The organism is Pseudidiomarina planktonica, assembly GCF_900177775.1.
GTDB lineage: Bacteria > Pseudomonadota > Gammaproteobacteria > Enterobacterales > Alteromonadaceae > Pseudidiomarina > Pseudidiomarina planktonica.
Genome location: NZ_FXWH01000001.1, coordinates 177,208 through 190,953, shown reverse-complemented (window position 1 = coordinate 190,953; position 13,746 = coordinate 177,208). Strand labels below are relative to the sequence as shown.

10 protein-coding genes are annotated in these 13,746 nt (G+C 48.1%); all 10 read right to left on the bottom strand.

The genetic code is table 11. The annotated features are described in order from the left end of the window. Positions 1-25: 25 nt before the first annotated feature. Positions 26-2,533 (bottom strand): S8 family peptidase, encoded by a 2,508-nt coding sequence (locus CCE91_RS00855; protein WP_234996226.1) that lies wholly within the window; start codon positions 2,531-2,533, stop codon positions 26-28. A gap of 165 nt (positions 2,534-2,698) precedes the next feature. After that, positions 2,699-5,032, bottom strand: a complete 2,334-nt coding sequence (locus tag CCE91_RS00850; RefSeq protein ID WP_234996225.1) for a S8 family serine peptidase — start codon at positions 5,030-5,032, stop codon at positions 2,699-2,701. Positions 5,033-5,330: 298 nt separating this feature from the next. Then, positions 5,331-6,767 carry an amidase family protein gene (locus CCE91_RS00845; RefSeq protein ID WP_086433370.1) on the bottom strand — a complete coding sequence of 479 codons (1,437 nt, stop codon included), beginning with the start codon at positions 6,765-6,767 and terminating at the stop codon, positions 5,331-5,333. 237 nt (positions 6,768-7,004) lie between these two features. Continuing rightward, a complete protein-coding gene (locus tag CCE91_RS00840) occupies positions 7,005-8,468 on the bottom strand; it encodes an FAD-binding domain-containing protein (protein ID WP_086433369.1) in 1,464 nt (487 codons plus the stop codon). Between the two features lie 167 nt (positions 8,469-8,635). Continuing rightward, complete coding sequence (locus CCE91_RS00835; protein ID WP_086433368.1) at positions 8,636-9,598, bottom strand: hypothetical protein; 963 nt, start codon at positions 9,596-9,598, stop codon at positions 8,636-8,638. 166 nt (positions 9,599-9,764) lie between these two features. Further along, the gene (locus tag CCE91_RS00830) at positions 9,765-10,703 is read right to left on the bottom strand and encodes an HAAS signaling domain-containing protein (RefSeq protein WP_086433367.1); all 939 of its coding nucleotides are present in this window, start codon (positions 10,701-10,703) and stop codon (positions 9,765-9,767) included. Further along, a complete protein-coding gene (locus tag CCE91_RS00825; protein ID WP_086433366.1) occupies positions 10,703-11,053 on the bottom strand; it encodes a PadR family transcriptional regulator in 351 nt (116 codons plus the stop codon). The genes CCE91_RS00830 and CCE91_RS00825 overlap by 1 nt, the downstream gene beginning before the upstream one ends. A 230-nt stretch (positions 11,054-11,283) precedes the next feature. Beyond that, entirely contained in the window at positions 11,284-12,495 is a 1,212-nt protein-coding gene (locus tag CCE91_RS00820) for an NAD(P)/FAD-dependent oxidoreductase (RefSeq protein ID WP_086433365.1), read from the bottom strand. A 133-nt stretch (positions 12,496-12,628) separates the two neighbouring features. Next, entirely contained in the window at positions 12,629-13,222 is a 594-nt protein-coding gene (locus CCE91_RS00815) for a hypothetical protein (RefSeq protein WP_086433364.1), read from the bottom strand. After that, positions 13,215-13,736, bottom strand: coding sequence for an RNA polymerase sigma factor (locus tag CCE91_RS00810; protein ID WP_234996224.1), 522 nt, complete (start codon positions 13,734-13,736; stop codon positions 13,215-13,217). Before CCE91_RS00810 ends, CCE91_RS00815 begins: the two co-directional genes overlap by 8 nt. Between the last annotated feature and the right edge of the window lie 10 nt (positions 13,737-13,746).

Genomic DNA, 13,746 nt, shown 5'->3' with positions numbered 1-13,746 from the left:
GTTCTTTCGAACCCCCAAAGTAAACTTATTGAACTTCAAAGTAGTTGGAATAGAAGCGGCCAGCGATAACAGCAAAACGTGCTCGGCTGATACTTTCATTGGCTGAGAATTCGGCTGTTAACTTAGGTTCCAAATCAAAAGCATCTTGCTCGACGCCATATTGAACATTTAGCAGTGAGTAGTTGATTGCTAATTGCACAAAACCTCTGAGCGCAGCAGGAATTTCATCCTGATCTTTCAAAACGATTTGTTCACCACGGTAATCAACAATAATGTCTTTATTTGCCCCAAAAGCTTTTGCTTCTTCCTGAAGGCCAAGCGCGCTTACCAGCATATAAGCTAAATCAAGCTTGCTCACGGAACCCTTTCCGTCAAAACCATTGGTATTAACAAATAACGGCTCCTGCTGTTGCAGCTCATCTTTTAGTACTGACCCACGGCTTGAGACCGCTTCTGCAAAAGCTTCATAGCCTTGATTCACGCGACCCAAATTTGGCGCTGGTTCATTTAACAAATCCCGATATTGGCGCACGGCGGAACCCATCACCAAATACTGCGCTAAGTCTTGGCGTTTCAATTCATGATCAGGGCGAAACTTCACTGTATTGAAACCGTCCATCAATCGTTCAGAAACCGCAAACTCTATCGCATTTTGCTGCGGATGCCCTTCAATGTCGTCAACGCCTTCATAGCCTCCGCTATTCAAAAAGCTAATGGTGCCAGAGATGACTTCCGGCACACCCGGACCATTGGTTACATCAAGTGGGTCAGGATCTACTCCCGATAACGATGTTAATCCATAAACATAAACTTGCCATGTACCCACTGCTGCTGGTGCCGAGACTCTCATGCCAGTGTTTAAAACGGGTAAGGTAAGGTTTCCGAAATATTCGGTGCCATCGGGCGCTACCAGTACCAATTTCGTCGTGTTAGCGTCTGTATTCGCGCTGACTTTTACCCACGCCGCTTCAGGCCCAACGTTGAAACTGTATGTTTCTGGCTCTCCTACTGGGCTATAAAGCACCTCGAAATTGTCCACGCGATCACTCGGTTCCATTAATGCATTGGCATTAAAAGTAGTCAGGTTATTTACACTGGATGCGTACTCAAGATCGTTACCCAAGGCTCCCGCAACAGCTGCTTTCGCATTGGCGTAACCGCCACCCACTTCCCACTTTTCAAAGCCAGGCATATTGGTGGCTGTTTCTTCTAACAAGCGCTTAATTTCGAGCGGCGATAAGTCTGGGTTTGCTTCAAGCATCAGCGCGATAATACCCGCCACATGCGGTGTGGCCATTGAAGTACCAGAAATCATGGTGTAGAACGGCAAATATTCCGCTTCAATAGCTTCTAAGTCAGAGTCTCCGCCATTAGCCGCTAAGTTTGTACTCGCTCGGACAGAAATGATGTCAACTCCGGGTGCAACAATAGTAACCTCATTCTCATACGTCCATTCCTCACCATCTGGCATAGTGAAAGTACCAGACTCACCTTGCAAACCGCGTGAGGAAAATCCGGCAAGATTGCCAAACTTATCTCCGGCACCAACTGAAATACCCCATGGAATTTGTGCATAAGGATTATGACTGTCTTCGCCCGGCCCTGAGTTACCGGCGGCAAATACCGACAGAATACCCAGCTTGTATGCTTTGTAAGACGCAATACTTACAGGGCTATCCGGGCTGAATTTGCCGCTTGTGCCCCAGGAGTTACTCATAACCCGAATCGGCGACTTAAATGCGTAGATATTATTTATTGCATAGTCATAGCCACCAACAGCGTCGAGAATTGAAATGGCGGCTCCTGAACCATACCCAACGATATCAACATCAGGGGCTGCACCCTTGTACTTGCCGTCAGACATAGACCCGTCACCGGCTACGGTCCCCGCAGCATGTGTTCCGTGCCCACTATTTAAATCGGTATTCACCTGCCCCTCTAAAACAAAACCATCTGTCGGTGCAACTAAACGGATTGCTTGAGCGTGGGTAAGCGCTTGCACATTTTCTACCACGGTGTCGCCGAATAGCAGATCTTGATGTGCAGCATCAATACCACTGTCGTTAACCATTATCGTTACGCCGTTGCCAGAGAACTGAGTATTATTACGTTCAATAAACTCGTTACTCTGTAATTGCTCAACGCCGGTTATCTGTCGCGCGTCTGCATTGTAATAATCTAACTGGCGATTCAGCCATATTGAACGCACATCGCTTTGTTTAGCTATCTGTTGAATTTGATCCGCAGTCGCTAATACACCAATAGTCGGTAAAGAAGAAAACTGAACACCATCGGTGATATTCAGATTTAGTAGCGATTGAATTTGCGCTTCGGATACTGGTTCAAGTTGATCATAAGTAATGACTGCCATCACCGTTTCAGTTGCCGCTAAAGTTGGAAGTTTTGCTTGCAGCTGCTCGCCAATAACAGCTTCAATGGCTGCTTGAGCTGGTGCAACAGACAAACTCAATGCTGCGATAGTGGATAGAGTGAGTTTTTTCATTATTTTTTCCTGTTGTTCATTCAATGTCACAATTTTTTCACATCTGAAGAGTTACAGGATTGGGCTGTTTTTAATATGAGGGATCACCCTCATTTTTGATCAGAGAGAGAAAGACGGCGCAACTTGTTCGCAGCTATAAAAAAAGTCCGCGTAATCTTTCGAGCACGCGGACTTATCTCTACAATTTTTGAATAATTACTGACTAATAAGCGGATGTAAGCGTGTTACTGCCTTAGCTAGCTCAGCGCGCGAAAAGTGCCGCTCAGGAGCAAAAGTTGCTGTCAATGTTGGTTCAAGGTCAAACGCATCTTGCTCTACTTTAATTTGCGCATTAAGTAGACCCATGTGCAAAGCTACTTGTACGTAACCCTTAAGTTCTGGTGCAATATTATCACTATCACTTAAGGTCACAACCTGATCAAAAACCACAACCTGAACATCCTGAGCCGGATCAAAGGATTTCGCAGCAGATTCTAAACCAAGCGATTGAACCAACGAGTACGCCAAACGTTCATGGGTTACCAATTCATCACTACCAAAAAAGTCTGGAGACTCTGCCGGCAATACCGAAGCAAAATCATAGCCAGCGTCTTTCAAAGTAGCTCCTTTTTGACTTACCGCATTAAGCATTGCTGCATTTGTTGATGTTGAGTCTAAGTATATTTGCTTATTGCCTTCCTGAGCCTGACGGACCGAGCCGCTCAAGGTTAAGACATCAGCCAGAGTTTGTTTGGCTACCGACTCATCTGGATTGAAGCCGTCAGCTTCTGCATCCATTAATCGTTCGCTAATTGCATACTCAATGAAAGCGCGACCCGGATGACCCGCGGCATCGTCAATACCGTCGTAACCGTTGGTTTCTAATAAACGGATACTGACATCAACCGAACCTGGAAGCCCAATACCGTTTGTGAGTCCCGTAGGATCGACCGATACGCCACTAACGCTGCCAATACCTCGAACGTATACTTTCCAGGTACCCGGCATTCCCGGCGCCGAGGTTCCCACCGATGAACCAAGCACTGGCAAACCTATACCTGATCCGTAGGTGTTTCCAGCAGGATCTTCCAGCACGAATGCGGTACCACTTTCAATATTTGCACTCGCTAATACAAGTGACGTGCTGTCATTAACGTCAAAGGTTTCAAAATCGCTTTCACCAGCAACCGTGTAATCAACGGTGCGAGTGAAACTCTGCCCTTCTGTAACATTAGCGCTGGCATTAAATTCACGATTAAGTTTAGTGGTATCGCCAAATCGTTCGTCCATTTCAATTGCAGCTTTTACCGCAGCGTAAGCGTTAACATAGCCAGCACCTACTTCCCAGGCTTCGCGTCCTGGTATTACTGTTGCCGTATCTTGCAGTATCTGTTTGACTTGTTGCCAGTTAAGATTTGGATTCGCTTCCAGCATCAAGGCAACAATACCGGATACGTGCGGCGCAGACATCGAGGTACCGCTTGATGTGGTGTAAAAGGCCAAGTGTTCAGGTGCAATCAACTCTTCGTCTTTTGAGGCACTTAATCCCCCCAGACTCGATGTTGAAGCACGGGCTGAAATAATATCAACACCTGGCGCTGTGACTGTAGGGCGATCCTCCCAAACATACTCGATACCATCTACCGTCGCGGTTCCTGATTTGCCATCAACTCCGCGTGAACTAAAATCGGCAAGGTTGCCATCTTTATCACCAGCCGCAACAGTAACTACCCAAGGTGCTTTCTTGAAGTTTCCTGTAATAGTCGACTCACCCGGACCTGAGTTGCCTGCGGAGAACACAGTAATGATCCCATTATCAGCAAGCGCTTTTGAGGCGACGTTGGTTGGATGGTCAGGGTTAAAGTCCGTGCCTGTGTCAGCGGTACTGCCGAATGAATTAGAAATCACGCGTATGTTATATTCGAACTGGTGAGTAAGGGCATAATCAAAGCCCCCCAAAGTATCCAGAATAAATAATGCAGCACCAGAACCATACCCGATAATGTCGGCCCCAGGGGCAACTCCAGCATGCAAGCCATTGCTCATTGCGCCGTTACCGCCAACCGTACCTGCCACGTGCGTACCATGCCCACCACCAATATCTGTATTCGCAACGTTCTCGCGATAGGTAATAGGTAATAAGTCACTGAAGCTCTGCAAATTTGTTTGTGCTAGCACGTTCTGAACAACATGCTCAGGAAAAATTAAATCGCTATGCGTGCCATCGACACCCGAGTCATTCACGACCACACCAATTCCTCGTCCTGAATAGGGTATCCCATTCTTACGAAGGTCCTGATCGCCGCGGAGCTCTTGCACTCCAGTTAGCTTTGTTGCGCCATCATTTTCGTATTCCAAAGCTTCATTATTCCAGACGGATAACACGTCATCTCGCGCATAAATCGTCTCGATTTGCGCCGAATTAGCCAGCGCACCTACGATCGGAAGTTGGCTCAAACTCACGCCGTTAACGCCAAGTTTAGATAAGAAAGTAAGCTGCTCAGAAGTAGGCGCACCTGCTTGATCGAAAGTAATAATTACTTGATGCAAAGTATCACTGTTACTAGCAGTAACTATTTCTCTAAGGTTAGGATCGAATGTCTTTGCCCAGACAGAGGCAGCAGGAAGGCTTAGAGCCACCGCAAGTGATACTGAAGTTAATTTATGTTTTATTATTGATTTCATGACTTCACCTGTTCTAACCGATTAAAAAACGGCCTTCAGTGTTATACAGGTGTTGTATTATGGGCTATAGGGGATTCCCCTCATATTTATAAATACAGTAAGAAACTCAGTCCAAATCCAACTTCTGGATTCGGACTCGTTCGCTTTGATGGGACGATAAACGCTAGTTGGTAGCTTCTAAATTCAGCAAAAACTGCGGTGCTCTAAAACCACCAAGTTCCGCTTCGAGCATGGCCGCTAAACTGAACAAAGAGGCTTCACTCCAGGGTAATCCCACTACACTTAGACCCAAAGGTAATGGCCCCTCTTGTCCCAGCGGAAGCGTAATCGATGGGTAGCCTGAAACAGCTGCGGCAGTTGAAGTTCCAAAGCTGAAACCCGCACCTTCTTGCGGCGGTGTTGGCCATGCCGGACCGTAGGACGGCATCAATATAGCGCTTGCACCTTGCTCTTTAAGGTAACGGTTCAAGTGTACTTCAGCCAAACGACGACTGGTAAATAACGCATCGTTATAACTTTTAGCGGCATCCTCAAGATCAATAGCCACAGCCTGTTCAAAGTATTCCTGCCCAAATAGCGCTAGCTCAGATTCTGCGTTCGCATTGTTGTAATCGATAACGGCCTGCATATCCGCGGCGGGCGCTTTAAATTCCGCTAACCAACTAGTCAAATCTCGTTTAAATTCGTATAGCAAAACCTCAAACTCACTAGCATAAAGTTCATCTGGTAAATTCCATTCATCCACCTCAATAACCCTAATCCCTTTGGTCTCCAAAGCACGAACCAGGTTATCAGTCATTGCTTTGACGCCGTTAAATTGATCGTCGTAGGCGCGAACCACAACCACCGATTCACCAGTAAATCTCTGCTGCGTGGCCTCAGCAAGGGATTTTCCGTAACGACTTTTTGCCTCAATGGTGGCCATTGCATCTAACAGCAGAGCCGACCCGAAAACGTGCCGTGTCATTGGCCCAGCAATGTCCTGTGCTGCAGCAATAGGAATAATGCCGTAGCCTGATACTGCACCTCGCGTTGCTTTCACACCAACAACACCGTTTACCGAAGCCGGGCACATGATCGAACCGTCTGTTTCTGTACCCACCGCAAGCAAACTGAAGTCAGCTGCAACAGCGGCTCCTGAGCCAGCACTAGAGCCGCAGGGATTATGCGTCAGGACATAGGGATTACGTGTTTGGCCACCAAGACCAGACCAACCACTGACAGAGTTCTGCCCGCGAAAATTGGCCCATTCCGATAGATTGGCTTTGCCCAGAATAATAGCGCCGGCATCGCGCAGTTGGGTTACTAACGCGGCATCTTTGGTCGTAATAAAACCGTTCATCACTGAGGCACCAGCGGTAGTGGCCATATCATCATTAGTGGCAATATTAGCTTTCAATACCACCGGCAAGCCATGCAAGGGACCACGAACCTGACCTCTTTGACGTTCTTTATCCGATTGCCGGGCAAGCTCAAGTGCTTCCGGATTTACTTCAATAATCGCACGAATATCATGGCCCTGGTGATTGTTCGCAGCGATCTGATCAAGATAGTGCTGCACTAAATCCACGCTGGAGAGTTCGCCCGAGCGGAGCTGCATTTGAACTGTTTCAGTATTCGTCCATTGCAACGGCTTCGCGGTTACCTCAGTTGGTGTTCCGCTGCACCCAGCAAGGAAAAAACTTAGCGCAACAGCTAATGGGGCAAGGTTCAAACTTGTCAGTATCTTCTTGAGACTAATCACAACGACTTCCTATTTTAAAATTTATACAAGTTCATGAGCATGCCTTTTAGAACAAGTATTTTCCACTAAAATTGTTCAAGACAAGTTCCTTCGTCATCGACGAGGCTTGGTATGCGTAGCCAATAAACGGGCGCTGTGCTGTTGTACTTGCGGGCTTTTTCGCCATGACCATAAACGTTCACGGGCTTCACGCCCGGCGGCTTCAAGATCCACTATTGGAGTCGGATAATTCTTGCCCAGAGTAAATCCATACATTGCCTGTTCCATGTCGGTAAGTTCCCATGGTTGATGCACTAGCGCGTCGGGCACCTCCGCAAGCTCCGGCACCCATTGCCGAATGAAGTCACCTTCAGGATCCTGCTTTTGACCTTGCTTCAGCGGATTATAAATACGGATGGTATGAATACCTGTTACCCCCGCTTGCATATTCAGTTGCGGATAATGAATGCCCGGTTCGAAATCAAGAAAGGTTCTCGCCAAATGGGGCGCCCCGAGGCGCCAGTCGATATTCAGATGGTGACTTAAAAAACTCACCAGCATGGCACGCATGCGAAAATTCAAAAAGCCAGTTTGATTAAGGCTACGCATGCAGGCATCCACCATGGGAATGCCGGTATTGCCCTGCTGCCAGGCGGTTAGGTCTGCCTCAACCTTGGCATCACTGCGGTACGGGTAGTCTTTATACGCCGGATTAAAATGCTCCAGCTCCATGCCATGCCCGCTTTCAAATTTTTGCACAAAGTGACAACGCCAATGTAAACGTGAACTGAAAGCCTGCCATGGTCTAGCCCCTAACTTACTCTTGTTAGCGAAGGCGTACTGCCACACCTCACGAACGCTTAGGTTACCCCAGGCCAGATAAGGCGATAGCCGCGAACAGCTAAGCCGGCTCGGCCCCGGCTTTGATATATCCAAATGATAACGTTTGCCGCGGCCGGCAAAGAAATCATTAAAAACTCGCCATGCTTGCTTAGCCCCGCCCGCTTGCCGTTGTTCATCGGCAGTCACCCAGCTTCGTGGCGGCGTCATCTGTGTCAAACCTGCCTCCGCAGCAGTGAGCACCTGGGCCTGCTGCCAAAGAGCTTTAGCTGGAGTTTCCAGCGGCGCCTGCATAACTGTGTGCCACCGTTTCTGCCAGCCCTTTCTGTTCCGTAAAGCTCGCTGCACTGCCCCGTAAGGAAATTCTTGCCAGTTAACTCCATACTTTTTACACCAACGCGCGAGCGCTTTATCGCGGGCAAAGGTGCTGGCTATACCGACTTCTTCATAGCTATAAATAGTGTCGATGCCATGGCTAGTGCGTAGTTGATTCAAGATACCTGATAGCTGCCCGGCGCAAATGCACAACTCATGCTTATACCCGTTCAGCTGTTGTTGCATGGCCATTAATGACTGCCAAATGAAACGCCAATGCTGTTCACTATAGTGAGAATCTTCGAGCAGGAAATCCTCAACTACGTACAGCAGCACCACAGGCTTTGCTGCTTGCAGGGCTGCCAGCAGCGGAGCATGGTCGGTCAGGCGTAAATCGCGCTTGAACCAAACAACATTAATCATGGAGAGGCGAGTTCTGGGGTCATGCCCGTTAAAACGAGATTAAAGGGCAAATGGATTGATTAATTAATGGGTGCTTAAGGCGCTATACCGATTTATCGGGCACAAAAAAAGACCGATGCCAGAGAAATCTGATATCGGCCTTCCATGCACGTTGCTAATTCACTGTGTTAGTCATAATAGCTTTGAGCTACCAGCGCTTCCAAATCATTTTTAATGCTTTCACAATAAGAGTTACTGGTTAGTTGCTCACCAAGGCGATAGCACGTTGGGCTATCACTGAGCATGGCATTCGCAAATTGCATATAACCGTCAATTTTGCCATCAAGTAGAAAATAACGAGTATTTGGCACGCCTTGCATCCAGCTCAAGCCGAGTTGGCGGCGGTCACTGATGACCTCGGTAACAGTCAAAACATCACCACTGCTAGTACGCGCTAAATTCACCGAACTGCCTACGCGTTCGCCATTGTTAAAGTCACTGATTAAATGCTGATCAATGGTTCGTGGTTCAGGAGAGAAACTAAAACTAGATATGTCTCTGTTGGTTGCACGCAACTCACCATGGGGTACGCCATTTTTCATGGTGCCTTCGGAGCGCCCAATCATTTGGGTGCTGCTGGACATGTTTGGGCTAAGGAAACTGTAGTCATAACGATATAGTGCGACAAAATTACCCTCGAGCTTACCCTGGCGGCAGTTCCCGCTAATTATCGTAACTTCGGCCGGTGATTGTGTGCGTGTGCCAAGCTTGGCTTCAGCTTCACGCGAAGCTCTTAGCTGTTCCGAGCTCACTTGATACACCACCCAATCACGCGTCGCCGCATCCAGGTTACAGCCGACAGCCTGCGAATTTCCAGGATTCAAATAACTTTCTAAATCGGTATCCGCATGGGCTCTCAGCCGCTCTTCAAATCTAACTGATTGGCCGCTGGGCATTTGCCAAAGGTCGCCGCGGGTAGTACCGGCATTTTGATATTCGCTTAGTGCACGCGCCAGGTAAGCTTGCGATTGTATCGCGCTAGCGCGCTGATGCTCCTCGTACATACTACCGCAACCACTTACCCCTAACGTGATTAGCGCCAGAGAGCATAACTTGAGGGTGCTTTTTTTACTTAACAGCTGAATACTCATCAGTGATTTCTCCCGCAGTGAGCAACCTTGGCTTTGTTGGTTAATTGTTGCTCTTTACAGTTTTACCATAACCGCCCTGCAAACGCGAAAATCAATATTGTTTTCCTGGAACTTGCCTAACTTTTCAACGCGTGCTCGCGAGAAACGTGAGGGTTAGTTCGTTTAGCTACAGGCGAAGCAGCCGGCGTATATCGCGGATAATTTCATAAGCCACGATAAGTGCAATTACCAACATGGTAACCTGAACACTTCGCTCAATAATTGCGATGGCCACTTCCCCTCGCCATACGTTCTCATTGATTTCCACCACAGGACTTAGCATTAACCATATCGCAACGATTAAGAACGCGGCGTTCACGGCTATGTTAAGCATCAGCATATTACGGCTCCATAACCTTGTGCGTAGTTGCCATAAGCTATGTGCAATAGCGATTGCGATCACGGGGGTAAACCAGCTTAAAATAGTCAGTGTTTCCGCGGTAAAAATACTCTGCGCGCGGCTGTCTGGTTGCCATAGTGGATACCAAATCAACATCACTAAAAACAGCAGTGTTGCAAGTTCAGTGAAGATGTCTTGTAAACTAATATGCTGCCAGCTTTTGTTTGCGCTCGGGAGCTTCTCGGGACTCCACTTGCAGGTTTCGACAACGTCCGCAGTGTCCCGCTTCCGATCGCGGCTCATCACCGCGAAACCGATAGTAATTGCCGTAAAAGCAAAGTAAGCATTGTTGAGGAAATCACTTGCCAAGGCTTTCATGAACAATAGCAGGCCCATTTCGGCACCACCAAGCCAGCGACCGGTGATTTCAATGGTTGAAATCACAAACAACACACCAAGCACCATATATAGCGTAAGCAAATACAACGGCATAAGTTGCGTGACTACCAGCGGTGTTGGTGGACAGAACTGCAGGGCTACCTTACGAGGGTGTCCCATTGTCTTGAGCAGTTCAGCTACCTCATCATCAGATATTTTACCTTGCTGTGCTTCTAATGCTTCGATCTGATCCAGAATGTTGGACTTCAATTCGCGGCCAATATCATCGCGCTTTTTTTCTGGCAACTCGCGCTGCACAGCGGCTATATAACGTTCGACCATATCCATTAGTGTTGCTCCTCATCAGTTTTGCCCAACAGTAGGGGGCCAATCGCGCTGTTGAGCGAGGTCCACTCCTGGGTTAGTTGTTCTAATAGCTCCGCGCCCAGCGTTGATAATTGGTAATAACGCCGTTCACGCCCTGCACCTTGCTTCCATTCACTTTCAAGTAACCCTTGCTCAGCTAATCTTCGGATGAGCGGATATAAACTACCTTCATCAATATCCACGCCAGCATCTTGCATTTGCTGACGCAGTGAATAGCCATAATGAGGTTCACGCAAAGAAGCTAGAACAGCTAGAACCAGTACGCCGCGGCGCAGTTCTAGCTTGAGTTTATCCAGTGGTGCAGTAGCCATAGTGTGTCCTTATTTATACTGTGTATTACATACTGTGCGTTACACAGTAATTTGTATACTAGGTGTCATACAGTATAAATGCAAACATTTATTTAACTGTCACATGTTCAGGAGCTATATGGACGTTTTTACGATGAGGGGAAATGTGTTGCAGTAATTAGTTAAACTTGAACACAATCATATGCTGTTCAAGTTAGTAGATATGCCGCCGCGTTGTCAGTTCGTAAAAACTAGTCAACGCGGTCAAACGAAAACAGTTTTGTTAATTCATGCTCCGTTCCTTCAATTTGGTCACGGAGCAATTTCGCACCTATCATGCTGTAGGTAATACCGTTGCCACCGTAGGCCATAGCGAACAGTACACGTGGACCGTATTGTTCGTTGGACCCAAAAAACGGTAAGCCGTCGGACGTTTCAGCAAAGGTACCCGCCCAGGAAAAGGTAGGCTGTAGTTCAAGGCCTGAAAATAGCTCGGACATACGCGCCACCATTTTTTGGCATTTGCTTTCCACGCGGTCATCACGCCGCGCGGGAATGTCAATATCGTCGTCTTCGCCACCCACCAATAAGCGACCTTCGCCGGTACTCCGGAAATACAAATAGGGGCGCGCCGATTCCCACATCATGGTATTGGCAAGTTGCCCCAGTACATCTTCATCCAGCGGATCGGTAATGAACACATAGGTGCTACGATTCTCAGAAACCTTTTGCTTCAACCATTTTTGCGAGGCATAACCAGCTGCCATTACCACATACTTACAGCTAATTTGAGCACCTTCTTCAGTGCGCAACGTAACGCCGGTGTCGCTTGGGGTGATTGACTCAATAGTACTTTGATCAAATACCTGCCCACCGCGCGAAACTACCCTGTCCAACAACTTATAGGTCATACGATACGGGTCAATGCGGGCTGCATGATGGGTCAAAATGGCCCCCGACGAGGACAATCCATAGCGTTCCTGCACCGCATCAGCTTCAAGCCAGTCAACTTTAAAGCCATGGTTGCGGCGCAACGTGAACTCATTGTGCAGAACATGCTCGTGTTTAGGCTGGCTGGCGAAATATAGGCTTTGCTGACGCGCAAAATCTACGTCACCCACTTCGGTAGCAAGATCAGCGAGCGAGTTAATAGCATCGGCACAGCCCTGATAAGCTTTCACACCGTTCTCTTCGCCATACCAGTTAACCAAATCCGACAAGTGCGTATCAATTTCATATTGCAGCAAGGCGGTGCTGGCTGAGGTGCTACCCCAGCCGATATCACGCTGCTCCACCACAGTGGTTGAGAAGCCGCCGGCCACGAGTTCGTCAGCAATCAAGGCGCCGGTAATACCGCCGCCAATCACTACCACATCGCAGTTTATATCGGATTTTAGAGCCGGAAATGTCGACATAAGACCATTCTTCATGGCCCAAAACGGATACCCACTTTTCAGATCCATTGCTACTCCCAAGAGCCTGTAAGCCTATTCTTTAAGCCTAGTTGGGTATAGCTGCTCCGGCGTGAGCACCGGTGTAAATAAAGCGTAAACACTCGATGAATAGGGAGCTTGTGCCGAGTGCGAACCGTTAAAACTAGTGGTCTTGCTCAAAGTCTTTCGCTAACGCCGACAATTGCTGTAGCTCAACGGCTTTCTGCCGTATTTTTTGCTGCAACTGGTAAATTGCTATCAGGCATAACGGCGACACCAGCACGCTGTAAAACAGCAGCAAGTGACTTGCGACTTCAGCCGGTTGCCACCAGTGCAGCAGCCAGAGTAGCGCCGAAAAGAGTATCAGTGCCGCACAAGAAAACTGGGTGTAACGGTAGTAACGCAGGCTAAGCTGGCAGGTGCGACGACGAAATTGTAATAATCCGCTGCTGCTCCAGTTGTCATACGCCAGTATTGGCCGGTGCACCTGCCGACTGACATAAAATGTACTAAGCGCGCCAAGCATTAAAAACGCCGCTGATAAATACCCAAGCCAACCCGGAATGGCCAGCAACAACCACACAGCAGCTATCTCCATTACCAAAGCACCCAGCCATTCAATGTACATTAGCGCGCGTTGTTTACGTTGGCGGCGGCTTGCCTGAGCTAAATCCTCGGCGCCCGGCGTGCCATCAGTTGGGGTTTGCTGTTGTTGCCATCTTTTTGCCAGTGTTTCAAAGTCAAAGTCATCAGCCATGTTGCATCAACTCCATAAGTTCTGTTTTGGCGCGATTTAACCGCACCCTTACCGCACCCTGGCTGATCTGCAAAATATCTGCGATCTCAGGTGCATCCAAATCTTCCAGCGCCAGCAAAATGACCTGCTGATTGGCCAGTGATAATTTCTGCACGGCCAGCATTAACTGCTGGTTTTGTAGCTGCTCATCAACTTGTTCTGAGGGGCAGTCATCCAACAAGGTTTGCTGAATGTGCTCGTCTAGCGGCTGCCATTTATTCCGTTGTGCCCGGGCAATGTGGTCTACCGTCACGTTATGCATAATGCGGAACAAGTAAGCACGCGGATTTTCAGCGGCCTGCAAACGCGCCGCTGATTGATGCAGCGCCATGAAAATATCCTGTTTTAGATCCTGCCGAGCGGCTGGGTCTGCTTCAGAAGCCAACAAAGTGCGGCTGATGGCCTGATGGTTTTGCTGCCATAACTGCAGTAAAAACGCTTCCGGCGTTATCGCGTTGGTATCAAGTATGGTCAAAACAGCCTCG